The 25,333-nt window shown below is 42.1% G+C and carries 22 protein-coding genes; 13 read left to right on the top strand and 9 right to left on the bottom strand.

Features of this window, described 5'->3' with window-relative positions:
• The first annotated feature begins 211 nt into the window (after nucleotides 1–211).
• The gene (locus Q0A08_RS15800; RefSeq protein WP_438462477.1) at nucleotides 212–988 is read left to right on the top strand and encodes a substrate-binding periplasmic protein; all 777 of its coding nucleotides are present in this window, start codon (nucleotides 212–214) and stop codon (nucleotides 986–988) included.
• Here the strand turns inward: Q0A08_RS15800 and Q0A08_RS15805 are convergent.
• The 4 genes from Q0A08_RS15805 to fabF form a co-directional block, all read right to left on the bottom strand.
• Entirely contained in the window at nucleotides 985–2,145 is a 1,161-nt protein-coding gene (locus tag Q0A08_RS15805; RefSeq protein ID WP_438462478.1) for a GNAT family N-acetyltransferase, read from the bottom strand. The genes Q0A08_RS15800 and Q0A08_RS15805 overlap by 4 nt on opposite strands.
• 70 nt (nucleotides 2,146–2,215) lie before the next feature.
• Nucleotides 2,216–3,040, bottom strand: a complete 825-nt coding sequence (gene aroE / locus Q0A08_RS15810) for a shikimate dehydrogenase (protein WP_438462479.1) — start codon at nucleotides 3,038–3,040, stop codon at nucleotides 2,216–2,218.
• Nucleotides 3,040–3,987 carry an oxygen-dependent coproporphyrinogen oxidase gene (gene hemF, locus Q0A08_RS15815; protein ID WP_438467653.1) on the bottom strand — a complete coding sequence of 316 codons (948 nt, stop codon included), beginning with the start codon at nucleotides 3,985–3,987 and terminating at the stop codon, nucleotides 3,040–3,042. The genes aroE and hemF overlap by 1 nt, the downstream gene beginning before the upstream one ends.
• A 332-nt stretch (nucleotides 3,988–4,319) precedes the next feature.
• A complete protein-coding gene (gene fabF, locus Q0A08_RS15820; RefSeq protein WP_438462480.1) occupies nucleotides 4,320–5,627 on the bottom strand; it encodes a beta-ketoacyl-ACP synthase II in 1,308 nt (435 codons plus the stop codon).
• A 108-nt stretch (nucleotides 5,628–5,735) separates the two neighbouring features.
• Between fabF and Q0A08_RS15825 the strand changes: the two genes are divergently transcribed.
• The 3 genes from Q0A08_RS15825 (at nucleotide 5,736) to gabT (ending at nucleotide 9,733) form a co-directional block, all read left to right on the top strand.
• Nucleotides 5,736–6,392 (top strand): TetR/AcrR family transcriptional regulator, encoded by a 657-nt coding sequence (locus Q0A08_RS15825; RefSeq protein WP_438462481.1) that lies wholly within the window; start codon nucleotides 5,736–5,738, stop codon nucleotides 6,390–6,392.
• Between the two features lie 489 nt (nucleotides 6,393–6,881).
• Nucleotides 6,882–8,363 (top strand): NAD-dependent succinate-semialdehyde dehydrogenase, encoded by a 1,482-nt coding sequence (locus Q0A08_RS15830; protein WP_438462482.1) that lies wholly within the window; start codon nucleotides 6,882–6,884, stop codon nucleotides 8,361–8,363.
• Nucleotides 8,364–8,455: 92 nt separating this feature from the next.
• Nucleotides 8,456–9,733 (top strand): 4-aminobutyrate--2-oxoglutarate transaminase, encoded by a 1,278-nt coding sequence (gabT, locus tag Q0A08_RS15835; protein ID WP_438462483.1) that lies wholly within the window; start codon nucleotides 8,456–8,458, stop codon nucleotides 9,731–9,733.
• Between the two features lie 86 nt (nucleotides 9,734–9,819).
• Here gabT and Q0A08_RS15840 read toward each other — a convergent pair whose 3' ends face one another.
• Both Q0A08_RS15840 and Q0A08_RS15845 read right to left on the bottom strand, forming a co-directional pair.
• The gene (locus Q0A08_RS15840; RefSeq protein ID WP_438462484.1) at nucleotides 9,820–10,857 is read right to left on the bottom strand and encodes a LysR family transcriptional regulator; all 1,038 of its coding nucleotides are present in this window, start codon (nucleotides 10,855–10,857) and stop codon (nucleotides 9,820–9,822) included.
• Between the two features lie 237 nt (nucleotides 10,858–11,094).
• Nucleotides 11,095–11,649: a TetR/AcrR family transcriptional regulator gene (locus tag Q0A08_RS15845; protein WP_438462485.1), complete on the bottom strand. Its 555-nt coding sequence runs from the start codon at nucleotides 11,647–11,649 to the stop codon at nucleotides 11,095–11,097.
• Nucleotides 11,650–11,835: 186 nt separating this feature from the next.
• Between Q0A08_RS15845 and lpdA the strand changes: the two genes are divergently transcribed.
• Entirely contained in the window at nucleotides 11,836–13,275 is a 1,440-nt protein-coding gene (gene lpdA, locus Q0A08_RS15850; protein ID WP_438462486.1) for a dihydrolipoyl dehydrogenase, read from the top strand.
• 188 nt (nucleotides 13,276–13,463) lie between these two features.
• Here lpdA and cysQ read toward each other — a convergent pair whose 3' ends face one another.
• Nucleotides 13,464–14,315, bottom strand: coding sequence for a 3'(2'),5'-bisphosphate nucleotidase CysQ (gene cysQ / locus Q0A08_RS15855; protein ID WP_438462487.1), 852 nt, complete (start codon nucleotides 14,313–14,315; stop codon nucleotides 13,464–13,466).
• Nucleotides 14,316–14,472: 157 nt separating this feature from the next.
• On the opposite strand from cysQ, the gene hslR reads away from it, so the two are divergent.
• Nucleotides 14,473–14,889: a ribosome-associated heat shock protein Hsp15 gene (gene hslR / locus Q0A08_RS15860; RefSeq protein ID WP_046015444.1), complete on the top strand. Its 417-nt coding sequence runs from the start codon at nucleotides 14,473–14,475 to the stop codon at nucleotides 14,887–14,889.
• Between the two features lie 249 nt (nucleotides 14,890–15,138).
• On the opposite strand, the gene dprA is transcribed toward hslR, so the two are convergent.
• Nucleotides 15,139–16,476 (bottom strand): DNA-processing protein DprA, encoded by a 1,338-nt coding sequence (gene dprA, locus Q0A08_RS15865; RefSeq protein ID WP_438462488.1) that lies wholly within the window; start codon nucleotides 16,474–16,476, stop codon nucleotides 15,139–15,141.
• A gap of 266 nt (nucleotides 16,477–16,742) precedes the next feature.
• On the opposite strand from dprA, the gene def reads away from it, so the two are divergent.
• The 6 genes from def (at nucleotide 16,743) to ybaK (ending at nucleotide 23,508) form a co-directional block, all read left to right on the top strand.
• Nucleotides 16,743–17,252 carry a peptide deformylase gene (def, locus tag Q0A08_RS15870; protein ID WP_438462489.1) on the top strand — a complete coding sequence of 170 codons (510 nt, stop codon included), beginning with the start codon at nucleotides 16,743–16,745 and terminating at the stop codon, nucleotides 17,250–17,252.
• 112 nt (nucleotides 17,253–17,364) lie between these two features.
• Nucleotides 17,365–18,342: a methionyl-tRNA formyltransferase gene (gene fmt, locus Q0A08_RS15875; RefSeq protein ID WP_438462490.1), complete on the top strand. Its 978-nt coding sequence runs from the start codon at nucleotides 17,365–17,367 to the stop codon at nucleotides 18,340–18,342.
• A gap of 60 nt (nucleotides 18,343–18,402) precedes the next feature.
• Nucleotides 18,403–19,707 (top strand): 16S rRNA (cytosine(967)-C(5))-methyltransferase RsmB, encoded by a 1,305-nt coding sequence (rsmB, locus tag Q0A08_RS15880; protein WP_438462491.1) that lies wholly within the window; start codon nucleotides 18,403–18,405, stop codon nucleotides 19,705–19,707.
• A 397-nt stretch (nucleotides 19,708–20,104) separates the two neighbouring features.
• On the top strand, nucleotides 20,105–21,478 hold the full coding sequence (trkA, locus tag Q0A08_RS15885) for a Trk system potassium transporter TrkA (protein WP_046015439.1): 1,374 nt from the start codon (nucleotides 20,105–20,107) through the stop codon (nucleotides 21,476–21,478).
• Between the two features lie 99 nt (nucleotides 21,479–21,577).
• On the top strand, nucleotides 21,578–23,026 hold the full coding sequence (locus Q0A08_RS15890) for a TrkH family potassium uptake protein (RefSeq protein WP_438462492.1): 1,449 nt from the start codon (nucleotides 21,578–21,580) through the stop codon (nucleotides 23,024–23,026).
• 8 nt (nucleotides 23,027–23,034) lie between these two features.
• The gene (gene ybaK / locus Q0A08_RS15895; RefSeq protein ID WP_438462493.1) at nucleotides 23,035–23,508 is read left to right on the top strand and encodes a Cys-tRNA(Pro) deacylase; all 474 of its coding nucleotides are present in this window, start codon (nucleotides 23,035–23,037) and stop codon (nucleotides 23,506–23,508) included.
• A gap of 109 nt (nucleotides 23,509–23,617) precedes the next feature.
• On the opposite strand, the gene Q0A08_RS15900 is transcribed toward ybaK, so the two are convergent.
• Nucleotides 23,618–24,559, bottom strand: a complete 942-nt coding sequence (locus tag Q0A08_RS15900) for a lysophospholipid acyltransferase family protein (protein ID WP_438462495.1) — start codon at nucleotides 24,557–24,559, stop codon at nucleotides 23,618–23,620.
• Between the two features lie 180 nt (nucleotides 24,560–24,739).
• Between Q0A08_RS15900 and gmhB the strand changes: the two genes are divergently transcribed.
• Nucleotides 24,740–25,297, top strand: coding sequence for a D-glycero-beta-D-manno-heptose 1,7-bisphosphate 7-phosphatase (gene gmhB, locus Q0A08_RS15905; RefSeq protein ID WP_438462496.1), 558 nt, complete (start codon nucleotides 24,740–24,742; stop codon nucleotides 25,295–25,297).
• Nucleotides 25,298–25,333 lie beyond the last annotated feature (36 nt).

Here is a 25,333-nt window from a genome sequence, read left to right on the forward strand (position 1 = left end):
CTATGAAAGAAAAAGAATAAGTGAGTACAAAGAGAAGATGTACTCTAGGATTTTTGCAAGGCGGGATAATACCAGTTCACATAAAGCTACGTATAGCAAAATTGATTGATAAAAGAATACAAGATAATCCTGAGTTTTCACCGATTACTACATTTGTGTTACTTTCACCTGCTAACCTAAAACTTAGCTTTAATAAAAAAGAGGTGAAGCAATGCTTAGATTCTTATTTGCTACCTTTTGTCTGTTTATCAGTACTTTAGGTCATGCAGACCAAAAACCCAGTGTTAAAATTACCTTAGGTGAATGGCCACCCTTTATTACAGAAAGTCAGCAGCACAATGGCTTTGTTACCCATCTTATTCATGATGTTTTAAGTGAGGCGGGTTATACGCCTGCTTTTGCCTTTTACCCTTGGACGCGTGCTTATAAAACAGCGGCGCTAGGTCGTGCTAATGCAACGGCGGTTTGGATGCACAAAGCCGAACGTGAACAAGATTTTTACTACAGTGAACCAGTACTTAACGAGGAGTTTGTCTTCTTTCATCTTAAAGTTTCTGGGTTTGAATGGTCTAAAATTGCCGATCTGAGCCAATACCAGCTTGGTGGCATATTAAGCTCTAGCTATGGCAAGGCATTTGATGATGCTCTTAAGGAAGGTATTCTCAGCATAGATTTAGCGCCTAATAATCAGGTCGCTTTTTTAAAGTTACTAGCGGGGCGAATTGATGCATTACCGCTAGAGAAGAGTGTTGGCCTTGCTAGCATCAGGGAACAACTCACGCCAGAACAGCAAGCCCTGATTACCTTTCACTCAAAAAGGTTATTAGAGAATCATAGTTTTTTATTGGTCTCTAAAGCCTTAGAAGATAGCCCTCAGATCATCAAGAACTTTAATCGAGTATTAGATGAGTACCGCAAAGATGGGCGTTATCAAACCTACTTTGATGACTTTGAAGCAGGCGCCTATGATCTAAATATTAATAATTAGCAGTCTGCTTTTTTGAAGGGTAACTGTTGTTCTATCTCAGCTTTATATTGCTCTACAGCTTTGCCTTCTTCTGTGCAGAATTGCGCGATAGCATCACGAAAACCAGGATGAGCAATATAGTGGAGACTATGGCTATACACAGGCTCAAAACCACGGGCAATTTTATGTTCTCCTTGAGTACCCGGATCAAAGTGTTGCAAACCTTGTTCTAAACAAAACTCGATACCTTGATAATAACAAGCCTCAAAATGCAGACAGTCAAACTCTTCCACACAACCCCAATAACGGCCGTACAAGGAATGGTTATCAAAGAAACACCAAGATGCAGCAATCCAGTCATCACCTCTTGATGCCAGCACCAGAAGAATTTGATCTCCCATATGGCTGATCAAACTTTGAAAAAAGTCGCGAGTTAAATAACCCTGTTGGCCCCGTTTAGCATAGGTTGATTGATAACAAATATAGAAGAAGTCTATCTCTTCTTTGCTGAGATCTTTACCCAATTTACGTTCTAAACTTAAACCCTGATCCAATACCTTCTTACGCTCTTTTTTAGCCACTTTACGTTTGCGACTAGAGAAGTAAGACAGGTAATCATCCATATCCTGATAGTCACGGTTAAACCAGTGAAATTGGCACGCGGTTCTATGTAATAGATATTCGCTTTTTAGCCCACCAAGACGCTCTTCTTGATTAAACAGAAGATGCCAACTTGAAAGCTTTTGCTCGCCTGTACGGTCAGTAAGCACTTGCGCTACTAGCAAGTGTAAATGATCGAGTTCTTCCGCTTGAGTCGTTGAATCCAGTCCAGAGAAAAGCCTAGGGCCAGTCACAGGAGAGAAGGGAACAGCCCAAATACGCTTAGGAAAATAGTCTAAACCATGCCTTTGGTACGCTTCCGCCCAACTCCAATCAAAGACAAACTCTCCTTGAGAATGGGTCTTTAAGAAGGTAGGGGCGATAGCAACGGGCGTATCATCATCTTCCATTAATAAGAGGTATTCTGGATACCAGCCAGATTCTTCAACAAGACTTTGGCTAGACTCTAAAGCATGAAAAAAACCATATTGTGCAAAAGGGTAAGTGGTACTGCCAATGGCTTCTTGCCATCTTGCTTCACCAATTTGTTCCACTTGATTAAACCACTGGGCTTTCATTACTTACCTTCTCACCTATTCAAAACGTAAACGACTCAGCTTTAGTCTTAAAAAAGACTCGCACAAACAGCTATAGTTCAGCATGCATCTTGTTAATTAAGCTCAGGGTTTCTGGACGTTTATTACGCCACAAGGTAAAAGCTTCTGCCGCTTGTTCCACCAGCATACCTAAACCATCACAACCTTTTGCGCCTAAGTTTTGCGCCCAATTTAGAAAGACCGTCGGCTCTTTCGCGTACATCATGTCATAACACCAAGTATTAACGCCGATAACAGTGTCAGGTATTGGCGGTAGGTCACCAGATAAACTAGCGGACGTACCATTAATGATCATATCAAATTCACCTTCCACTTCAGCAAACCCCATAGCGGCACGTTTAGTATCAGGGAAGTCTTCTGGGCCAAAAATATCCACCAAGGTTTGGGCTTTAGACACAGTACGGTTAGCAATGACTAACTCGCTAGGTTTCTGAGACAGAACAGGTTCTAAAATACCACGTACAGCACCACCCGCCCCTAATACCAAGATACGCTTACCTTTCATCGTTTGGCTATTATTCACTTTGATGTCTCTTACCATGCCAATACCATCGGTATTGTCACCATAAATCTCACCATTTTGATTCTGTAATAGGGTATTTACCGCACCGGCTGTTTTCGCTCTGCTACTTAGCACATCACACAAAGCAAAGGCTCTTTCTTTAAAAGGCACAGTGACATTAAAGCCCTTTCCACCCTGCTCGAAAAAGTCTTTTATCTGAGTTTCAAAGCTCTCTAAGTCGCCAAGAAAGCGCTCATAGGAAATATCTTGCTGGGTTAAACGGGCAAACTCTGCGTGAATATCAGGCGACTTACTGTGGGCAATAGGGTTACCAACCACTAAATATTTGTCCATTAAACCTCTCCTTCAGCCTTATCCGTTACTGGGCGATTCAACCAATTTCGGCCCGTTAGGTAATAGTCAGTTAACTTCGCTTCTTCACTGCCAGCTTGAGCGTCATAACCATAGCTCCATTTCACCTCAGGTGGTAAAGACATCAGGATAGACTCGGTACGCCCTGCGCCACTTTGCAAACCAAAATGAGTGCCACGGTCAAATACCAAGTTAAATTCTACATAACGGCCGCGTCTATGTAGTTGGAAGTCACGCTCACGTTCACCATAAGGGGTATCTAAGCGTTTTGCCAAAATAGGGTGATATGCCTTCATGAAAGAGTCACCAACAGAGCGCATTAAACCAAAGCTTTGCTCGAAGCCTAATTCAGAGAAATCATCGAAGAACAAACCACCAATACCACGTGGCTCGCCCCTGTGTTTCAAATAGAAATACTCATCACACCAGTCTTTAAACTTGTCATAGTATTGATCACCAAAAGGCTCACAGGCTTCTAATGCGGTTTGATGCCACTGGGTACAGTCTTCATCAAATCCATAATAGGGTGTTAGATCAAAGCCACCACCAAACCACCAAACAGGGTCCATACCTTCTTTATGGACCACAAACAAACGCACATTAGCATGGGACGTCGGCGCATAAGGGTTTTTAGGGTGAATCACCAGAGACACACCCATGGCTTCAAAACTGCCACCAGCAAGCTCAGGCCTTGCTGCCGTTGCAGAAGGAGGAAGTTGACTTCCCATGACATGGGAAAAGTTCACCCCACCTTTTTCAATCACTTCACCATCGGCGATGACACGGGTACGACCACCGCCACCATTTTCACGCTCCCAAGCATCTTCTTGAAAACGCGTTTGCGGCTCGAACATTTCTAACGAGGCACAAATACGGTCCTGTAAATCCATTAAAAAGGCTTTAACATCGGCGATCTCTTTGGCACCAATGGCGGTTTGCCCTGGGTGTTTCTCACTTGAAGGTGTGTTTGAAGCTGACAAGGTGAAGACTCCGGTTCTAATATCTAAAAACGTGGCTATAAAAGTGTCGTTAAAATAGCGAGTAAATAACACTTAAAAAGCGAATTAAAGGTCTTTATAGAAATTGAGTAAGACCATAAAAATAATGGCAGCTAGTCTAACACTCAATGAAGGAGCAGGGTATTAGCACAGGCAGATGAAAAGCGAAGAGAGTGAGATAACAGACATTTATCATTTCAGCGTTTGCAAAAAGAACAAAGGCCTCAACTGAGGCCTTTGTTTTTAACCGAGTTAGAATTCAGTTAGCCCTGATAGCGTTTCAGGATCAAAGCCGCATTCACGCCACCAAAGCCAAAGCCGTTACAGAGCACATGCTCTACTTGCTTTTCTCTGGCTAGGTTAGGAATCAAGTCCAAGTCAGCCATAGTCGGGTCGACATTTTCAAGGTTTAAGGTCGGAGGCAGCACACCTGAACGCAAAGCCATGGCGCTGAAGATAGACTCTATGCCACCAGCGGCACCGAGTAAGTGGCCCGTTGCGGATTTAGTGGCTGAGATAGGCAAAGCCTGTACTCCGTCAGTAAATACCTCATCATTGAAAACATGTCTTAAGGCGTTGATTTCTCCTCTATCTCCTACTGGGGTCGAGGTCGCATGGGCATTCACATAACCAATGTCATTTGGGCTTATCTGAGCCATCGTCATAGCGGCTTTCATGGCTCTGGCAGCCCCTTCACCGCTTTCTGGACCTGACGTTAAGTGATAAGCATCGGCACTGGTACCATAACCGACTATCTCAGCTAGAGGCGTCGCGCCGCGAGCTAGGGCATGTTCTAAGGTTTCAATAACGAGCAAACCCGCACCTTCTCCCATCACAAAACCTTCGCGGTTTTCATCAAAAGGACGAGAAGCCCCTTGTGGATTGTCATTATTGGTAGAGAGAGCTTTTAAGGCCCCAAACCCTGCGTAAGATAAAGAGTCTATGCAGGCTTCAGCACCACCAACTAAGGCGACTTTGGCTTCGCCACTGCGAATTATACGCATGCCATCACCAATAGCCTGTATCCCAGCAGCACATGCTGTAACAGGTGTACCTATGGGCCCTTTAAAGCCGTATTTGATAGACACGTTTCCCGCAGCTAAATTGGCTAAAAATGCAGGCACAGTAAAGGCAGATACTTTTCTAGTCCCTGATTTATCTAGTACTTCTTTGGCGTGAGTAATGGTTGGCAAGCCGCCTATGCCTGTGGCAATGATGGTGGCCGTTGCTTCTTGATCTTCTAGATCCGTTGGTTGCCAGTTAGCCTGAGTTAAAGCTTCATCAGCAGCAGCGAGAGCAAACAAGGTAAAGGCATCCACACGACGACGCTCTTTGGCCGACATATAGTCTGTTTCCACTAGAGCGTTGCTAAATTCTTCAGCCTTAGCATTTTTACCTTGGATTGGGACTTGCCCACCAATTCGTGTACTCACGCTATCATTTAACTTTAGGTTGTCATCAAGGGCACGAATACCTGACTCACTAGCGATAAGCTTCTGCCATACGCTGTCGACACCACAGCCTAGAGGTGAGACGAGTCCCATTCCAGTTATTACGATTCGATCAAGCATGGTCTTTCCTCATGGTTATTCATTCTATGGGGAAGATGCTAAAGTAAGCCTTTATATGATCAAGATAATATTTAGATTTTAAGCACTAAGCTTATAGAGGAAAGCCAAATGCCTTATTCAGCCGACCATAAGCTGCAAAGCCGTGAACGTATTCGACGAGCAGCCGCTGATCTCTTCTGTCGCCAAGGATATGACAGTGTTTCCATTAGTCAGGTAATGAAGCATGCAAAGATGACCCATGGGGCCTTTTATGCGCATTTTAGTTCTAAGGGTGCGCTTTACTCTGAGGCCATAAAAAGTGCGGCAGAACAGTCTCTTTTTACCCGTGAAAGTGGCGATTTAACCTTAGCCAAGATAGTAAATTTAATTCGGCAATACTTAAGCCTAGAGCATGTAAATCAAGAGGTTCCACCTTGTCCATTAGCTTTTTTAAGTACTGATATCGCTCATAGAGACAAGCATGTTAAAGCCAGTTATGAGGCTGTATTTAATGGCATGATAAAAACACTCAGCAAAGCATTATTAGAACAAGTTTTAATGGTGGATGAAGCGAATAATGAAAAATCAAATAATAAATACACTGATAAACCTGCAGAAAAACAGGGTATAGAAGTGGCAAGAGCGCTAGCCCAGCAATTGATGGTCAATTTAGTCGGCACGGTTTCCATTGCCCGTAACATCACAGACCCTGATGCCCAGAAAACCTTGTTAGACAATACAAAAACAGGGCTGATAAACCTGCTTACTGGAGGCGTAAAAGCCTAATTCATCATAATGGAGTATTAGTTTGATGTTTTGCTAACCATTTGCTGATCACAAACTGTATTGGCAAACAGCCTTTTAACCTTTCACCTTAGCGTACGACTCTTTGATCTAACTATCACTATCATTATGGCTTGAACTCTAGGGAGCCTGCGATTAAGTCACCTCAACCTATAAGGCGAGCTATTAATTGCTTAAATCATTATCTATTTCTTATTTTTCAATAGGTTAAATATACTTCTCACCACCCTATAAAGTCAAAAGCATGCCGCTAAAACTAAGCGCTTAAGTCAGGGCTTAAGTCAGGGCTTTGGATTATAAGTTTGAAGAGCATCAAACATTAAAGCGATTTAACAGCATCTTCTTTCGCTTTCGCTTTGACTAGTATCCAAGACACGTCATTATCAATGTACCTAAACCCTATGATCGAATTTTGAAGCATAAATTCTGACCCATAGACATTGAGATAAGAATTTAAGTCTGGAGTAGACGATGCAAACTTCACAAACAGCAATTAATTTAGCGAACCAAAGCCTTTTTAAACAAGAGTCTTATGTTAACGGCCAATGGGTAAGTGCCCAGTCAGGCAAAAGCTTTGCCGTTACCAATCCTGCCAATGGCGCCTTTTTAACAGAGGTTGCAGACCTCGGCGCTAGCGATACAGAAGACGCTGTGACTGCAGCAGAAGCCGCACTTAAACCTTGGCAAGCACAAACCGCAAAAGAGCGTGCAACACTCCTACGTCGCTGGAATCAGCTTATCTTGGATAACCAAGAAGATTTAGCCCTATTGATGACACTAGAGCAGGGTAAGCCTTTAGCCGAAGCAAAGGGCGAAGTCGCTTATGGCGCCTCTTTTATTGATTGGTTTGCTGACGAAGCGCGTCGCATTTACGGCGATACTATCCCGACTTTTGCAAAAGACAAACGCATCATGACTATCAGGCAGGCTGTGGGAGTTGTTGCAGCTGTGACGCCTTGGAATTTCCCGATCGCTATGATTACTCGTAAGGTAGGCCCAGCGCTTGCTGCAGGTTGTACCATAGTGATCAAGCCATCTGATGAAACCCCTTTATGTGCACTCGCTTTAGCAGAGCTTGCCCATCAAGCAGGCATTCCAGCAGGGGTTATCAATGTGGTTGTAGGTAAAAGTGCAGCTGACATTGGTGGCGTACTGACTAGCCACCCAAGTATTCGCAAGCTAAGTTTCACCGGTTCAACCCCTGTCGGTAAGTTACTACTTAGCCAGTGTGCTCAAACCGTGAAACGCACCTCAATGGAATTGGGTGGTAACGCACCTTTTATCGTATTTGATGATGCGGATATCGATGCGGCGGTTGAGGGTGCTATTGCCTCTAAATACCGTAATGCAGGCCAAACCTGTGTTTGCGCCAATCGCATGCTGATTCAAGAAGGTATTTATAACGAGTTTGCAACCAAGCTTGCAGCCAAAGTTGCTGAAATGAAAGTCGGTGATGGCCTAGAGGCTGGTGTTGCTATCGGGCCGCTTATTAACCAAGCAGCGGTTAATAAGGTAGAAGAGTTGGTAAATGGTGCTGTGGTACAAGGGGCGAAGGTCCTAACAGGTGGCGATAAAGCCAGCCAAGCAGGTAGCCAATTTTATCAAGCGACTGTACTAACTGATGTCACTGAAGATATGGATATTTTCCATAACGAGATCTTTGGGCCAGTCGCACCGCTGTTCCGTTTTAAAACCGAAGAAGAAGCCGTTGCCATGGCAAACAATACCCCATTTGGTCTTGCTTCTTATTTCTATTCCCAAAATTTGAGTCGTATCTGGCGTGTATCCGAAGCGCTTGAGTACGGCATGGTGGGCATCAACGAAGGCATCATTTCCAGTGAAGTCGCGCCATTTGGTGGCGTTAAAGAATCTGGTAGTGGTCGTGAAGGCTCTAAATACGGCATAGAAGAGTATGTTGAAACCAAATACCTATGCATGGGTGGTTTAAGTTAAAGCCAAGCTTTCACTTAATACTGTCCCGGAAATTACTAAAGCAAACAGCTAATGACAGCTCGCCTAATAAGACGAGTAGACCGGAGATGACAATGAAAAACGCTAACTTACAAGTAAGAAAAGAAAATGCCATGGCTCGCGGGCAAGGCAATATGGCGCCAGTTTATGTGGACAGAGCACAAAATGCCGAAGTCTGGGACGTAGAGGGTAAACGCTATATTGATTTTGGTGCAGGTATCGCTGTGGTAAACACGGGTCATAATCACCCGAAGGTAAAAGCGGCAGTGATGGCTCAGGTGGAACGCTTTACTCATACTTGTGTCATGGTTAGCCCCTATGAATCTGCGGTTGAATTGTCAGAAAAGCTAAATGCAGCAGCGCCTGGCCCAACACTTAAGAAAAGCATTTTGGTCACCACTGGCGCAGAAGCGGTAGAGAACTGTGTCAAAATCGCTCGTGCTTATACGGGCCGTCCGGGTGTGATCGCCTTTAATGGTGGTTTTCACGGTCGAACTAATATGACCATGGGATTAACCGGTAAAGTTGCGCCTTACAAGGTTGGCTTTGGCCCTTTCCCATCTGACATCTTCCATGTGCCTTATCCAAATGAATACCATGGGGTGAGCATTGAGCAGTCACTAAATGACCTTAAAATGCGCTTTACCTGTGACATTGAAGCTTCTCGTGTGGCGGCGATCGTTATTGAGCCAGTACAAGGGGAAGGGGGTTTTTATCAAGCGCCAGCTGAGTTCTTACAAGCGCTGCGAGCTATTTGTGATGAGCATGGCATTCTCTTAATTATGGATGAGATCCAAACAGGCTTTGCCCGTACAGGTAGCATGTTTGCCCACGAAACATCTGGGGTAGAGGCGGATTTGATGACGGCAGCGAAAGGTATTGCCGGCGGTTTCCCAATTGCAGCGGTTGTCGGTAAAGCAGACATTATGGATGCCCCCATTCCTGGTGGTCTAGGCGGTACTTATGGTGGTTCACCGGTTGGTTGCGCAGCGGCCTTGGCAGTCTTTGATGTGATCGAAGAAGAGAAGTTATGTGAGCGTGCGACTCAAATTGGTAAGCATATGGTGACACATCTTCATGACATCAAAGAAATGCATACAGATCTCGTTGGCAACATTCGTAACTCAGGTGCCATGATAGCGTTGGAGCTCGTGAAGGATGGGGATGTGAATCAACCTAACCCTGAACTCACTAAGGCGTTAGTATCAAAAGCCTCTGAGAAAGGTTTGATCCTTTTATCATGCGGCATCCGTGGTAACGTGATTCGTTTCTTGCCGGCATTAACAGCAGAGTTCGACATTCTTGATGAAGGTATGACAATTCTTAAAGCTTGTTTTGCTGAATTAACCTAAGCCATTGAGTCAGTCCAGCATTCAAAAAAAGAGCCTTATGGCTCTTTTTTAGTTTCTACAAAGCTGAAAAATAGCGATTGCTTCTATTAGGCAAACTGCTGACTAATAATATCAATGAAAAGCTCACGGGCTTTATTGGGTTGGGCTGTTTTACGACTAATCACAGCCACACCTAAGTCATAATTTATTTGTTCTGCTAATACCGCCACCAGCTCCCCTTTATCAATATAGGCTTGCGCATAAAAGTCAGGTAAGAAGCCAATATATTGCCCTGAAAGAATTAGGGCTAAACGTGTATCGTAGAAATAAGACACTGCAGAGAGGTTCATCTCATTAATCTGAGCACTTATGCCCTCATGGGGTTTCACCCCAGCATGCGTGGTAGGAAACTGATTCACCTCTTGCTTTTGCTCTGCTTCAGACATGCTTACCAAGGGGTGAGATGCATGACAGTAGAGGTAACAAGTATCTTGATACAGAGGAATGTAATTCAACCCGTCCAATTGTCTATGGTAAGGAATAAAGCCTATATCGGCCTCATCGTTTAGCACCATACGTTCAATGTCTGCCATAGGCGCCACATTGGTATGCAGCATGACTTCTCTGGCTTGGGCACCAAACGCTCGAATCAAATCAGGGAATTGACTACGTTCATCCAGACTCACTGTATCCGATAAAGCGACTCGCAGTTTACCTGTCAGACTGGCATTAAGATTATTGACCGTAGTACGAAAGCCCTCCAGTGAGTCGAGTAACTCATTGGTCATTTGATAAATGATTTGCCCTTCTTGCGTTAACGAAAAGCCAGCACGACCACGCTTACACAGGCTTAGGTTTAAACGTGATTCAAGGTTTGAGATATGAAGACTAATGGTAGAGCGGCCAATGTTTAGTGCCGTTTCTGCTGCTGAGAACCCACCGCAATCGACAACCGTCTTAAACACCTTTAGTTGTTTAATTTCATAATCGCCAATCTGTCCAAGTGAATAGTTCTTAGTGCTCATAATGCCTCTGAAGTAAGTGCTCTTTTTCGCAACAAGGTTTGCCTTAGCTGTACCTAAAATACCATGCTTTTGTTCTATCTTTTGAATTAAATCACGACTCTTTTGTAGTGAGTAGTACAAGGAGCATAGGGCTTTATCAAACGAGAAAGTCGTATTAAGGAATGTTTTGTGCTGCCTTAACTTTAGATTGGTTTTCTTGCATTTAAGACACTTCCTATCTCACCTAGTATGTCTTTAGCCAAACATTGGAAGCTTAAGTCGGGCACCACCCAACCTGATTTAACTATCCCTAAAGCTTCCGGTTTCTGCCCCTTACTCATCAAGTGAAGGGGCATTTTTTTGCTCAGTTTATGTCTTTTATCTCAAGTAGCCCACCGCATCTTCGTATTTTTCCACATCACCTGTGGCCTGCACTAGGATTGAAGCCCCATGAAGGCTAGCTAACATTTGGCTGGCTTTAACTTGTGCCTGTTTTTTATCTACATCCGCTTCTAGCATGAAGATTGAACCTAACCAATTCAGCTTGATACGGTAAAAATCTGCTAACTCTTCACGGACTTCATCAGGTAATTGGCGCACATCTGTGGTGAGCATGGTGCAAATGCTCATATTGTGGTTATCAACGATTTTTGTTTTAAAGCCATCAATAAACCCATTGAGTAATTGACTGGAACTAGCATGCGTTGTTGCTACACAAGGCAGCTCACTTTCGAAGTTTTCTTTGTAGCGCCTCAGCACGCTTACAGTGAGATCACCCTTGGTTGGAAAGTGATAGTGAACACTTGCACTCTTAATACCAATCTGAGCAGCTAGCTCACGAAAACTAAAAGCGTTAAAACCTCCCGCAATGATGGCATTTTCTGCCAAATCCATGATTAGACTTTTAGTGTCTTTTTTCTCTGTTTTGCTCATAAAAGTTTCATACTCGTGTGCTTATTATTTTATTAGAGAAGAGCGCCAAATATTCTCTTGGAATTTTTATCTACCTACTGATAGATATTTTATTGACTCCCTCTGAGGATACAAGTTATATTTTATCTATCTACTGATAGGTAAGCCTATCGAAAAGCATAATTTTAGCAATTTAAAGGCGGTGTTATGACAAGTTTTAACCCAGATATTAACTATGATGTTTTGGTTTTAGGGGGAGGCCCAGGTGGTTATAACGCCGCTTTTCGGGCTGCGGATTTAGGGCTTAATGTTGTATTAGTCGAGAGGTATGGAGCGCTAGGTGGGGTTTGTTTGAACGTAGGCTGCGTACCCTCAAAAGCATTGCTGCATGTGGCAGGTCAAATACGCAGTACACAAGAACCTAGCTTGTCTGGTGTAGAACTAGGAGAAGCGAAAGTAAACCTTGATCAAGTGAGAGAGTTTAAAACCAATACAGTGAATAAGTTTACGTCTAACCTTGGGCTTATGGCTCAGCAACGTAAGGTAACTGTACTGCAAGGAGAAGGACAATTAACCAGTGCGGATACCTTGGTGTTAACAGGTGCCGATGGTCAATTAACAGTGACATTCCAGCAAGCCATTTTAGCAACGGGTTCAAAGAATATTCGTTTACCTTTTATCCCTTATGAAGATAAACGTATCTTAAACTCAACGACTGCATTGAACCTTGCAGAAATACCTGAGCGCTTGCTTATCTTAGGTGGCGGTATTATCGGTATGGAAATGGCTACGGTTTACCAAGCATTAGGTAGCCAAGTCAGTGTAGCTGAGATGTCTAGCCAAATTATGGCGGGGGCAGATAAGGATCTAGTGAAGGTGTTTGAACAAGCCAATAAAGGCCGTTTTAATATTCTAACTAATACTCAGGTAACCAAGATAGAAAGTCTGCCTGAGCACTTGGTTGTTGATTATAAAAATGCCAAAGGCAAACTTGAAACCCACAATTTTGATGCCGTTTTAGTCGCTGTAGGACGTAGTCCAAATGGTAAATTAGCAGGCGTTCCAGAAATCGGTGTCGAAATTGATGCTAGAGGTTTTATTTTAATTGATGATCAATGCCGTACTAACTTGCCTAATATCTTTGCAATTGGCGATGTTACTTATGGCCCAATGCTGGCACATAAAGCAAGTCATCAAGCCCATATTGCTGCAGAGGTCATTGCGGGCAAAGCAAGTTACTTCCAAGCTAAAGCGATTCCTGGCATAGCTTACACCTACCCAGAAGTAGCTTGGGTAGGCATGACTGAGATACAAGCCAAAGAAGAAGGCTTAGATTTTAAAGTGGCGAGCTTTCCTTGGAAGGCAAGTGCGAGAGCTATAGCTGCAGAAATTAAACATGGTAAAACCAAGTTAATTTACGATGCTGACACTCAAAAGATTTTAGGGGCAGGCATAGTCGGAGAACATGCTGGAGAGTTACTAGGGGAGTTAACCTTAGCCATTGAGTATGGTGCTGAACTTGAGGATATCGCACTCACTATTCATGCCCACCCAAGCTTGCATGAATCTGTAGGTTTAGCCGCCGAACTTGGTACAGGTAGTATTACGGATTTCCCTAACCCTGCTGCGGCGCTGTTTGCACGCTAAAGGGTATCAAAATAGAAAAAGAAAAGAGTCTGACAACAGTAGTTTTGAATATGAGTAAGTGACTATATAAGTAAATAGTCACTTACTTTTTATGCTTGAAGCACATGTGTTTGATATTTTTTTCTCTATTTTAAAGCAAAGTTTAAGGCCGTTATTTTGACTGCCTTAAACCTAATCTAAAGGGGTAACTAATCTTCTGATAAGTTTTGCTCTAAATACCAGTTCAAGATAACTGGCATAAGCTCAGACCCTGTCACTAAGAAATGACCATTCAGTAAAGACTCTCTGGCGTTGTATCTAAAAGGTTCACCGTTAAAGCTCATGAGAACGCCGCCAGCGGCTTCTACTACTGCTTGAGATGCTGCCGTATCCCATTCACAAGTTGGTCCTCTACGAAGATGTAGATCGGCTTCTCCTTCGGCAATGCGACACGCTTTGATAGAGCTACCTTTCGCGATTTCTTCAATATGGTCAAAATCTTCTAATAATATCTTTCTTAAAGACTCAGGTAGATTAGGGCCATGGCTGCGACTTGTCATCGCAATAAGGGGCGTTTTAGGCTCTCGTATTTTTAATAACTCAGTGCCATCTTGAGTCCACTTAACCGCCGCCTTTTTCATATTCTGCCAATCACCTGTCACCCCAAAGTAGCCTTCTTGGGTCACAGGTAAGTACACCATACCTAAAATACTTTTATGGTTTTCTACTAAGGCGATATTTATGCTGAACTCACCATTGCGTTTAATAAACTCTTTCGTGCCATCAAGTGGGTCGACTACCCATAATAATGGCCAGTCTTTACGTTCTTCATAAGGAATGACATTCTCTTCAGATAAGACAGGAATGTTAGGGGTCAGTTTATTTAACCCTGCAAGAATAATATGATGCGCAGCTAGGTCGGCAGCAGTGACAGGGCTATCATCCGATTTTTGTTCGATACCAAAATCAGAGCGTTGATAGATTTCCATAATAGCATCCGCTGCATCATGTATAATTTCTTGTAACGCTTGATAAAAAGGGTGATTAATCACATCCTGCATAATGGCCTCAAATATCTCTCATAACAAAAGCGTTAGGATTAAGTAAAGTACTAACCCCATACGCTGGGCATAAAATAGATTATCTAGTCTTAGCTAGACATCAAACAGCCATTTTAATTCAGCTGTTATCAACCAATTTAAAGTGAATAATCATTGTATGAGTAAACCAGAAAAACAACCAAAATCACAAGCAGTTCGACTAGATAAATGGCTTTGGGCCGCACGTTTTTACAAAACACGCTCTATTTGTAAGGATGCAATTGACGGTGGCAAGGTTTCTTACAATGGCAGTAAAGGTAAAGCGAGTCGTAATGTCGAAGTTGGGGCAACGATCACTTTAAGATTAGGTTGGGATGAAAAGACCCTCATCATCAAAGCGATCAGCGAACAGCGCCGTGGCGCACCTGAGGCAAGGCTCTTATACGAAGAAACTGAAGAATCGATAGAGAAACGTGAGCGTCGTGCCCTAGAACATAAATCACTAGGGGGGCGTATCATGGCTGATCATAAACCCAATAAGAAAGAGCGACGCGATATTAAGCAGCTTAAAAATGACATCTTTGGAGGTCACTAACTTTTTCTCTTGATATTAAACATCCGACACAAACGGCTTAAAACAATAAGCCGTTTTTATTCTCTTCGTTAGGTCTTTATTCCCTTTTAAATAGAGCCTTTCTTTACACCTCTATCTCCATTCAGTTTCCCTCTACCTCATCTTTTAGCTTTATTCCTCAACACTAAACGAGCTTTGTGTACTCAGGCTTATATTCACATAATGAGGTGTGAGGACTTATTCGCAACCTCCCTAAGTGAATACAAATAACTAGGTAGTAGATTCAAGCTGCCGTGCGTATCCAGTGATAAGTGGATCAAGTATTTCTGCTAGTTCTAATTCCATACAGCTCTGCATGACTTCATCAATAGTAAAACCACTTAAGCTTACTAGTTGATCTAGTTCGAATTCATTTTTCAAACTCTTTTTAACCAGACTTTCATCAATCAGGTTTACAAGAGTGCGAGCATTTTCTGAGATAGATTCACTGCAAAAAGAGGAGGGGATCACTTCAACTTTGGCCTGTGTTTCACGTGAAACATAGGAATTCGACTCCTCATTCCTGCTAGGGTACACATTCTTATCTTTCTTAAAATTAAGATCATGATGCTTTTGAGAGAGTAATTGAGACTCACATTTTAGAATGGGGAATTCAGTTAATACATCTTCAGTACAGGTGATCAACTTAGCCCCTTGTTTAATTAAATCTAAACAAGCAACCGAAGCAGGGTCGCTAATACGGCCCGGAACAGCAAATACCTCTCTGTCATGTTCTAACGCATAATTGGCACTAATGAGAGATCCACTTTTAAAGCTTGCCTCTACCACTATCACACCTAAACTCAAACCACTGATAATGCGATTACGAGCAGGGAAGAGCCTAGCTTGAACTTTAGTATTAAGCGGGTACTCACTTAATAAACAGCCCTGATGCTCAATGATAGAACGAAAGAGAGAGCTATTATGTTTAGGATATAGGTTTAATAAGCCCGCTCCCATAACGGCAATTGTGCTTCTTTGAATACTTAATGCACCTTGATGGGCAGCGGTATCTATTCCGATAGCACCACCACTGACTATGCTAATACCTTGTTCTGTTAATCCTTTTGCTAATGTGAATGCTGTGTCCAATCCATATTGAGTTGCTTTTCTAGCACCAACAACTGCCAACTTAGACTGCTGTAAACTTGTCAGTTCGCCTTTAACATATAAGAAGAGAGGTGGTACTGGGATTTCTCCTAAAGCACTTGGATAAGTAAGATCGCCACGAAAAACTAAATGATGAAGTGGGCTTTGTTCTAGCCACTCTTGAGCCAGATTAAGCTGAGTCTTAGTCTCATCCTCAAGCCAACCATGGACAAGATATGTAATGGCTTTATTCGCTGTGTCCCTTGGCCATTTTAATTGTGTTAGTAATTCATAACTAATGAGGCTGTTAGCAGTCTGTTTAGAGTCAAACTGACTTTGCTCTTGTTCAAAGGCATTAAGATAAGTAAATAACCTATCTAGTCTTGCAGGGCCAACGCCCTTAATAAAACTTAAAACAAGCCAGTCATGCTTTGATAAACAAGTGGACCCTGATAATGGCGGTTCCTGTGTATTTTCCATTTAGCGCATTCCTTGCGTCTATTTGCCCCAAAGAGTGGGGTGAACAAATGGTCTTTATCATTAATAATTATTCGATATAGGCTGTAAAACACTACTCTATTAATTCACATACGGTACAATAATAAGAATATTTTTTGATCTAACTCCTATTAATTTGAGTCTTGGTATTGGCTGGATCTCACTTTTTCCTTAAAAGCGATTCGAGTTAAACAAGCTATCAAATAAATAGGAACTGAAAACTAACTAATTTTATACGGTAATTAATAATGGCTGTTCTACCTGTTCTTGAATATCCTGATCCACGTCTACGAACTGTAGCCAAGCCTGTGACTGATTTTAACGACGCCTTGCAAGTCAAAATAGATGACATGCTTGAGACTATGTACGATCAAAACGGTTTAGGTCTTGCTGCAACACAAGTTGATTTTCATCAACGTGTCGTTGTAATGGATTTTTCAGAAGAAAAAAATGACCCTATGGTCTTTATCAACCCTAGATTTGAAGTGCTCGATGATGCACCTAATGAAGAGCAAGAGGGTTGCCTATCTGTACCTGGTTTTTACGAACACATTTACCGCGCGGCAAGAGTTAAGGTTATTGCTCTTGACCGTCACGGTAAAGAGTTCGAAAAGAAGGTAACAGGTCTACTTGCTGTTTGTGTGCAGCATGAAATTGATCACCTAGACGGTAAACTGATGGTGGATTACTTATCACCATTAAAGCGCAATCGCATTAAAACGAAACTGGTAAAAAGCCAGAAGCGCATGCGAGCTTAACCCTTTAGTCAGTCTTCATCCTAGCTAGCCAGACTAAAGAGCATTAATGCTAGGAGACTACCCCCATTTATAAATCAGGCTTCGGCCTGATTTTTATTGAAAGAGCAAAAACATGCCTCAACAAAAGACTCCGTTAAAAATCGTATTTGCAGGTACACCTGAATTTGCTGCAGCCAGCCTTAAAGCTTTAATCGATTCCTCAGGTATTGAAGACCATCAAGTCATTGCCGTTTATAGTCAACCGGATAGACCGGCAGGAAGAGGGCAAAAGTTAGTTGCAAGCCCGGTTAAACAATTGGCTTTAGAGCATGATATTCCTGTACATCAACCTCTTAATTTTAAACTTGAAGAAGATAGGCAAGTACTTGCTAATCTTGACGCTGACATCATGGTTGTTGCTGCCTATGGATTGATTCTTCCAAAAGCCGTATTGGATACGCCTAAACTTGGTTGTATCAATGTACATGCTTCTTTGTTGCCAAGATGGCGTGGTGCTGCACCGATTCATAGATCCCTCATTGAAGGGGATAAAGAAACTGGCATCACCATAATGCAAATGGATGTGGGACTAGATACAGGTGATATGCTTAGCAAAGTAAGCTGCGACATTCTTGATGAAGATACATCAGCAGATCTACACGATAGGTTAGCGCCATTAGGTGGATCACTTTTAGTGGAGACACTGAGACAAATAAAAGAAGGCAAGCATCAAGCTGAAAAGCAAGATGACACTTTAGCTAACTATGCGAGCAAGTTAACTAAGCAAGAAGGTCTGATTGATTGGCATACACCAGCTGCGGACCTAGCGCGTAAAATTAGAGGTCTATCACCTTGGCCAGGCAGCTATCTTGAAACTGAAAAAGGTAATATCAAGATATATCAAGCAAGCCTTCATAGCATAGAGTCAAGTTCATTTGAGCCAGGTGATGTGATAGAGATAAATAAGGATAGCGTCATCGTTGCTGCTCAAGAGGGATCAATTGCCTTACATATGGTGCAATTTCCAGGAGGTAAACGTCTTGCTATTAGAGATGCGCTAAACGGAAAATTTAAAACAGCTTTCGCTGTTGGCAATCAAATAGGGGCCTAATTATTATCTAGTCTAGTATCTAATTTTCTAGGCTAAATTATTAACTTGTAAGTGAAAATTATGAACGAAAAAGTTAGCAGTGTCAGACTTGTAGCCATTCGAATACTTGAAAGCATTCTTCTCAACAAGGGCTCTTTAAGCACCCAGTTAGCCCGCAAGCAAACTGATGTTAAACCTGAGCATATCCCACAATTAAAAGAAATTTGTTTTGGGGTGAGTCGTCATTACCCAAAGCTGAATAGCTTTGCTTTACATATGTTAGATAAGCCTTTTCAAGAAAAGGATTACGATGTCTACGCGGCCATTTTAGTTGCTCTATATCAAATTGATTATATGGATACACCAGAACATGCGGCAGTTAATGAAGCGGTTGAGAGTGCCAAACTGATTGGAAAACCATGGGCAGGTAAGTTAGTTAACGCCATTTTAAGACGCTACTTAAGAGAAGCTGACGATATTAAAGCCATCATGAAAGAGATGCCTTCTGTTGCTCATGTTCATCCTAAATGGATTCTTAAACGTTTCAATAAACATTGGGCTAGTGACTTTGAGCAAATTGTCGAAGCAAATAATGCTCGTCCTCCGATGTGCCTAAGAGTTAATTTTTCTCGTGTTTCACGTGAAACACAAATGGAGAAATTATCTCAGCAGGGTATAGAAAATGAGAAAGGTGAATTCTCTGAGTCAGCCATCTATTTGAAACAAGCGGTATCAGTACAATCACTACCCGGTTTTTTTGATGGTGACATGAGTGTTCAGGATGAAGCGGCTCAACTTAGTGCCTTTATTTTAGCACCAAAAGAAGGGGATAAAGTCCTCGATGCTTGTGCAGCTCCAGGCGGTAAAACAGGCCATTTATTAGAAAGCGCAGACATTCATCTTACCGCAGTTGAATTAGAGTCATGGCGTCTGGCTAAAATAGAAGAGAACTTAGAAAGGCTAGCCTTCAACGCAGAGTTAATTTGTGCCGACTCAGGGGACTTAGACTCTTGGTGGGACAAAACCGGATTCGACAAAATCTTATTAGATGTTCCTTGTTCTGCCACGGGTGTTATTCGTCGTAACCCAGATATTAAAATTAATCGTAAGCCTGCTGATATTGATGAACTCGTCACTATTCAAAAGCAGTTAATTGAAAAAATTTGGTTAACACTAAAACCCGGCGGTAGAATGCTTTATGCCACTTGCTCACTTATGCCTGAAGAGAACGAACAGCAAATGGCAAGCTTCTTAAGCCAAACTAAAAACGCAAAAGAAATCACGCTTAATGTGTCTTGGGGTAAAAAGGTAAGTCATGGTATCCAATTGTTCCCTAAACAAAATAGCCATGACGGTTTCTACTATTGCCTGTTAGAGAAGAGCTAAGCTCTCTCTAGAAAAAGCGCTAAATAAGCGCTTGGATAAATAAGTATGCCCTTATCTCTCTTACTAAAATTAATAAGGAGTAAGGGCAAACTGTTTCCTATCATAGATTTTTTCCCTAGAAACCATCACACTTTTTTCACCTTAATTTAACTTTAATCTCTGAGCCAACACTGAAAATCGCCCACATAGTTTCTCGACAAAACTTTTCCTCATCAAAAGTCATTTGATAATGATTATTTCGCGGTCTAGAGCAAATTAATCCAGTTTATTTTCTTATTAGCATTAATTAATTAGCTCGACTTGTTTAAAATTAACACGATACTTCTTTTTACATTAGGGCAGTGGCCCCATCTCATCTAGGTCGACACACATCACCTAGAGCAGCTCAGGATAGTTCATGAAAATCATCATATTAGGTGCAGGTCAGGTTGGCGCGACTCTCGCAGAAAACTTAGCGAATGAAGATAATGACATAACGGTTGTTGATATGGACGACAAGCGTTTACGTGAACTACAAGACAGGTTAGATATTCAAACAGTAGAAGGTAGTGCTTCTCATCCTGATGTCTTAGAAAGAGCCGGTGGTGATGACGCGGACATGCTAATTGCCGTCACCAACCAAGATGAGATCAACATGGTTGCCTGCCAAATAGCGGAAACCCTATTTAAAACACCGACTAAAATTGGCCGTGTTAGATCTAATGCTTATGCCAGTCGGCCTGAAATTTATGGTTATAATGGTCTGCCTATTGATGTTCGCATCAGCCCAGAAAAAGAAGTGACTCGTCATATTAAACGCCTGATTCAATATCCAGGTGCACTACAAGTTATGGAGTTTGCTGAAGGCAAGGTTCAGCTTGTGGTAGTAAGAGCTGAAGTAGGGGGTCCTCTCATTGACCAACCTATTAGTTTCTTGAAAGAACATATGCCTTCTATTCAAACCCGAATTGCAGCGATTTATCGTGATGGTCAATCTATCCAACCTGCCGGTACAACCCATATTAGAGCTGACGATGAAGTCTTCTTTTTGACAGCCCAACGAGATGTACTAGATGTGATGAGTGAGTTGCGACGCTTAGATAATCCTTATCGCCGTATCATGATTGCAGGGGGCGGTAATATCGGTGAGCGTTTAGCACAAAGCTTAGAAGATGAATACAGAGTGAAGATAGTAGAGCGAGGTTTACCTAGATGCCGCTATTTATCCGAAAACCTTAATAACACCATAGTTTTACATGGCGATGCATCTAAACAAGAGCTCTTATTGGAAGAGAATATAGAGTCTACAGATGTATTCTGCGCGCTTACGAATAACGATGAAGCAAATATTATGTCTTCCATGTTGGCAAAGCGATTAGGTGTTAGAACCGTAATGACGATTATCAATAATCCAGCTTATGTCGATATCGTACAGGACGATATGATAGATATAGTTATTTCACCTCAACATATGACCATAAGTACCTTACTTTCCTTCATTCGTCGTGGTGATGTGGTAAATGTTCACTCACTAAGAAAGGGCGCGGCTGAGGCCTTAGAAGCAGTAGCACATGGTGATTATAAATCGTCTAAAGTAGTAGGGCGAACCATAGCCAATATCAACTTACCAGAAGGGGCGACAATAGGCGCAGTAGTAAGGGATGAAGAGGTATTGATAGCAACGGGAGATCTTATGATTCAAGCAGAAGACCATGTCATTATCTTCGTTTCGAACAAAAAACAAATCCCAGCTGTCGAGCAATTATTCCAAGTGGGCTTAACCTTCTTCTAGAGAATAAATTGCTAACAAGACACTCAAGTTATTAATTGAATTAGAACAATCACCTAAAGCGCACTAGATTAATCAGAAGCGTCAACATTAGGAAAGCAAATGCACATCAAGGTCATATTTCGCGTTATTGGCATTCTGGTTATGGTCTTCAGCTTAACCCTGATTCCGCCTTTAATCGTGTCCCTTATCTACCAAGATGGTGATACTCATGCTTTTTTATACGCTTTACTCATTAACCTTATTGGTGGTTTTTGTATGTGGCTTCCCTTTAAAGGGAACCGCAAAGAATTAAGAATACGTGATGGCTTTATCATTACGGTCTTGTTCTGGTCAGTACTGGGGTTATTTGGTGCTGTGCCTTTCATGTTAGTTGACTCTCAAGCCCTCTCATTTACCGATGCCTTATTCGAATCCATTTCGGGTCTGACAACCACAGGGGCAACGATTCTGACCGGCATAGATGATATGCCCCATGCTTTATTATTTTATCGCCAACAACTTCAGTGGCTTGGTGGTATGGGTATCATTGTATTAGCTGTAGCTATCATGCCTATGTTGGGTGTTGGTGGTATGCAGCTTTATCGTGCCGAAACACCAGGTCCGGTAAAAGATTCTAAGTTAACACCAAGAATCGCCGAAACAGCGAAAGCCCTTTGGTACATATATGCATCTTTAACCATTGCCTGCGCATTAGGTTTTTGGGCGGCGGGGATGAGTTTATTTGATGCCATCTGTCACAGCTTTTCCACCGTTGCCATTGGTGGTTTCTCTACCCATGATGCCAGCATAGGTTACTTTGACAGCCCTATGATTGAAGCCATCACAGTGATCTTTATGATCATTTCAGCATTGAACTTTGGGCTGCACTTTTACGCTTGGCGTAGTCGCTCCATCATGCATTACTTCAAAGATTCAGAAGTGAAGTTTTTTGGCTTTATTTTGCTGTGTACCATTACCATTACCACCTTGGTATTAGCGATGACATCCAGCTATGAATGGTCGACCGCATTTAGATACGCCATGTTCGAAAGTATTTCCATTGCCACGACAACAGGCTTTGGCACTGAAGATTTTTCAACCTGGCCAAATACCTTACCTTTCTTATTAATCGTCACGTCTTTTGCCGGTGGTTGTGCCAGCTCTACCGGTGGTGGTATGAAGGTAATTCGTATCCTACTTATCCTAAAGCAGGGCTTTCGTGAGATTCAGCGTTTAATCCACCCTAATGCCATTATTCCTGTCAAACTTGGTGGTAAGGCAATTCATGAAAGAGTTATCTCTGCAGTATGGGGCTTCTTCTCAGCTTATTTGCTTGTTTACGTAATACTTATGATAGGTTTGATGGCAACAGGCTTAGATCAGCTCACAGCATGGTCTGCTGTTGCAGCAACTTTGAATAACCTAGGTCCGGGCTTAGGTGAAGTTGCCGCGAACTTTGGTTCTATCAGTGACCCTGCAAAATGGATGTTGTGTTTCTCTATGCTATTAGGTCGTTTGGAAGTCTTTACGCTATTGGTATTATTTACCCCCATGTTTTGGCAAAGGTAAGGACTCCTATGACACCAGCATGTAACTTTCTCAAAAAGAAGAAGATTCCGTACAGCTTGCACGAGTATGAACACGACAGCCAATGTACTCAATTTGGTTTGGAGGCGGCAGATAAACTAGGACTCGAACCAGCCTGTGTTTTTAAAACCTTATTAGTGAGCGATGGCACTAAGTTGTTTGTGACAATTATTCCTGTCACTCACACCTTAAGCTTGAAAAAAGCAGCCACTCATTTTGGCGTTAAGAAACTCATCATGGCAGACCCAAATGAAGCGCAAAAAAGCAGCGGTTATTTGGTTGGGGGAATTAGTCCAATAGCACAAAAGAAAGCCTTAATTACCGCAGTTGATCAAAGTGCTAAAGCGTTAGTAAGTATTTACGTTAGTGGTGGTAAGAGGGGCTTAGATATTGGCCTTAAACCTAGCGACTTAATTAACGCTTGCGGTAGGGCGCAATTTGCAGACTTAAAGGACGATAATTGAAGCCGGATATCTTATTTAGGCTGAAACACGCAATACAAAAAAGGCGCATTTTAATGCGCCTTTTTTAGTTATTTTGAATGAAATTTAATTCCGTTAGCTAAATCTCAAACTAGCCTCTTGGATAAAGAGAGTGGCCATCTGGCTGCTTTTTAAAACGTTTATATTCCCACTGATATTGCTCTGGGTGTAGCTCAATTAGTTTTTCAATAGAGCGGTTCATCGCGGCGACAGACGTTTCAATATCATCAGAGTAGAAGCCTTCATCAACTGGTTGCATAGCCACCTCATAACCACCTTTCACCCTAAAAGCGGCACCTATAAAAGCCTTAGCGCCTGTTTTATTAACCAGCTGCGAGGTAAGGGTCATACTATAAGCTTGCTGTCCATAAAAAGGCACATAAACACCACCGCCATCTTTTGGAACTTGATCCGGTAGAATCCCTACCAAGCCACTACTTTTTAAGGCTTTCATTAGTTGCATTACGCCTTTACGGTTAGTCGGAACCAACTCAGAACCAGCTCTCTCCCTAGCATCGCGAATAAAGCCATCAAGTTTCTTCGCATTTTTTACAGGACGATACATGGCGGTTAAAGGTCTAAATTGCGCCAAATAGTAGTTCATCATTTCCCAGTGGCCAAGGTGTGGCGCTAATACTAGCACCCCATATTCACTTTTAACCGCTTCTTCAAAGGCAGAGTTATCATTGTTATTTGGTTTTAGTAGGGCGAGGACTTGTTCCTTCGGCTTAGTCCAAACATGGCTCATCTCTAGAGCGGTTTGTCCCATATTTTTGAGTCTATCATTACGAATAGCGAGCCTTTGATCGGCGTTTTTATCAGGCATACAAAGCTTTAAGTTGATGTCGATAGCATTTATGGTACGGCGATTACGCTTCGCAAGTGTTAATCCAAATAGGACTCCTAGTTTTTGCACTAAAGAAAAAGGTAGTAGTCCTAAAGAGCGTAAAATAAAGATAAAAAGTGAGCCTAACTTATTGTTCATAATATTCCATTCAGTACTTTTAAGGCATTTATACGGTATAAATACCAAGATCTAATAAAGTATAAGGGCGCTATTGTAAAAGATTCAGCAGACTTCTGCTTGCCTTTATCTTGTCAGCCTTAATATGACCTAGTTTAGATTAGTTAAACAGTAATGATGTGAAACAAATGTTATTAACCTTGTTTCAAAGCCTTTATAATGCCTCAACTCAACGGCCAGGATACCAACATGACTCAAGTTAAACCTATCATTTTGCTCGATAGAGATGGGGTGATAAACCAAGATTCTGATCAATATGTGAAATCGTTAGACGAATGGATTCCAATTCCTGGCAGTATTAAATCCATTGCAGCTTTGTCTAAAGCAGGTTTCAAAGTCTTTGTTGTGACAAATCAATCCGGCATAGCAAGAGGCTATTATGATATTGATACCTTAGATGCCATGCATCATAAAATGACTCAATTGGTTAAAGCTGAGGGCGGTAGTATCAGTGGGATTCGTTATTGCCCACATGGTCCAGATGATCAATGTGATTGCCGTAAACCAAAAGCCGGCATGATAGAGTCTATTGAAGCAGAACTTGGGGTTAACTTTGAAGAAACACCTGCGATTATGGTAGGCGACTCAAAACGCGATTTGGAAGCTGGGCATGCTAGAGGCTGCAAAACAGCCTTAGTACTTACTGGTAAAGGCAGAGAGACTCAGTACAAAGAAATAGACTGTCATTTTCAGGTTTATACAGATCTTGCCGCCTTTACTTTGGCAACTCTTTATCAATACAGTTAATAACACAGATTTATTTTAATCAATTTAATAGATACA

The sequence above is a fragment of the Marinomonas sp. PE14-40 genome (assembly GCF_051623805.1).
Taxonomy (GTDB): domain Bacteria; phylum Pseudomonadota; class Gammaproteobacteria; order Pseudomonadales; family Marinomonadaceae; genus Marinomonas.

Excerpts from the sequence above, each read along its gene's own strand:
- hslR (WP_046015444.1), top strand. The coding sequence starts at position 14,473 with ATGAGTAAACCAGAAAAACAACCAAAATCACAAGCAGTTCGACTAGAT.
- rsmB (WP_438462491.1), top strand. The coding sequence starts at position 18,403 with ATGAACGAAAAAGTTAGCAGTGTCAGACTTGTAGCCATTCGAATACTT.
- lpdA (WP_438462486.1), top strand. The coding sequence starts at position 11,836 with ATGACAAGTTTTAACCCAGATATTAACTATGATGTTTTGGTTTTAGGG.
- fabF (WP_438462480.1), bottom strand. The coding sequence starts at position 5,627 with ATGCTTGATCGAATCGTAATAACTGGAATGGGACTCGTCTCACCTCTA.
- Q0A08_RS15825 (WP_438462481.1), top strand. The coding sequence starts at position 5,736 with ATGCCTTATTCAGCCGACCATAAGCTGCAAAGCCGTGAACGTATTCGA.
- fmt (WP_438462490.1), top strand. The coding sequence starts at position 17,365 with ATGCCTCAACAAAAGACTCCGTTAAAAATCGTATTTGCAGGTACACCT.
- Q0A08_RS15890 (WP_438462492.1), top strand. The coding sequence starts at position 21,578 with ATGCACATCAAGGTCATATTTCGCGTTATTGGCATTCTGGTTATGGTC.
- Q0A08_RS15800 (WP_438462477.1), top strand. The coding sequence starts at position 212 with ATGCTTAGATTCTTATTTGCTACCTTTTGTCTGTTTATCAGTACTTTA.
- ybaK (WP_438462493.1), top strand. The coding sequence starts at position 23,035 with ATGACACCAGCATGTAACTTTCTCAAAAAGAAGAAGATTCCGTACAGC.
- cysQ (WP_438462487.1), bottom strand. The coding sequence starts at position 14,315 with ATGCAGGATGTGATTAATCACCCTTTTTATCAAGCGTTACAAGAAATT.
- def (WP_438462489.1), top strand. The coding sequence starts at position 16,743 with ATGGCTGTTCTACCTGTTCTTGAATATCCTGATCCACGTCTACGAACT.
- aroE (WP_438462479.1), bottom strand. The coding sequence starts at position 3,040 with ATGGACAAATATTTAGTGGTTGGTAACCCTATTGCCCACAGTAAGTCG.
- Q0A08_RS15805 (WP_438462478.1), bottom strand. The coding sequence starts at position 2,145 with ATGAAAGCCCAGTGGTTTAATCAAGTGGAACAAATTGGTGAAGCAAGA.
- gmhB (WP_438462496.1), top strand. The coding sequence starts at position 24,740 with ATGACTCAAGTTAAACCTATCATTTTGCTCGATAGAGATGGGGTGATA.
- Q0A08_RS15830 (WP_438462482.1), top strand. The coding sequence starts at position 6,882 with ATGCAAACTTCACAAACAGCAATTAATTTAGCGAACCAAAGCCTTTTT.
- gabT (WP_438462483.1), top strand. The coding sequence starts at position 8,456 with ATGAAAAACGCTAACTTACAAGTAAGAAAAGAAAATGCCATGGCTCGC.
- trkA (WP_046015439.1), top strand. The coding sequence starts at position 20,105 with ATGAAAATCATCATATTAGGTGCAGGTCAGGTTGGCGCGACTCTCGCA.
- Q0A08_RS15845 (WP_438462485.1), bottom strand. The coding sequence starts at position 11,649 with ATGAGCAAAACAGAGAAAAAAGACACTAAAAGTCTAATCATGGATTTG.
- dprA (WP_438462488.1), bottom strand. The coding sequence starts at position 16,476 with ATGGAAAATACACAGGAACCGCCATTATCAGGGTCCACTTGTTTATCA.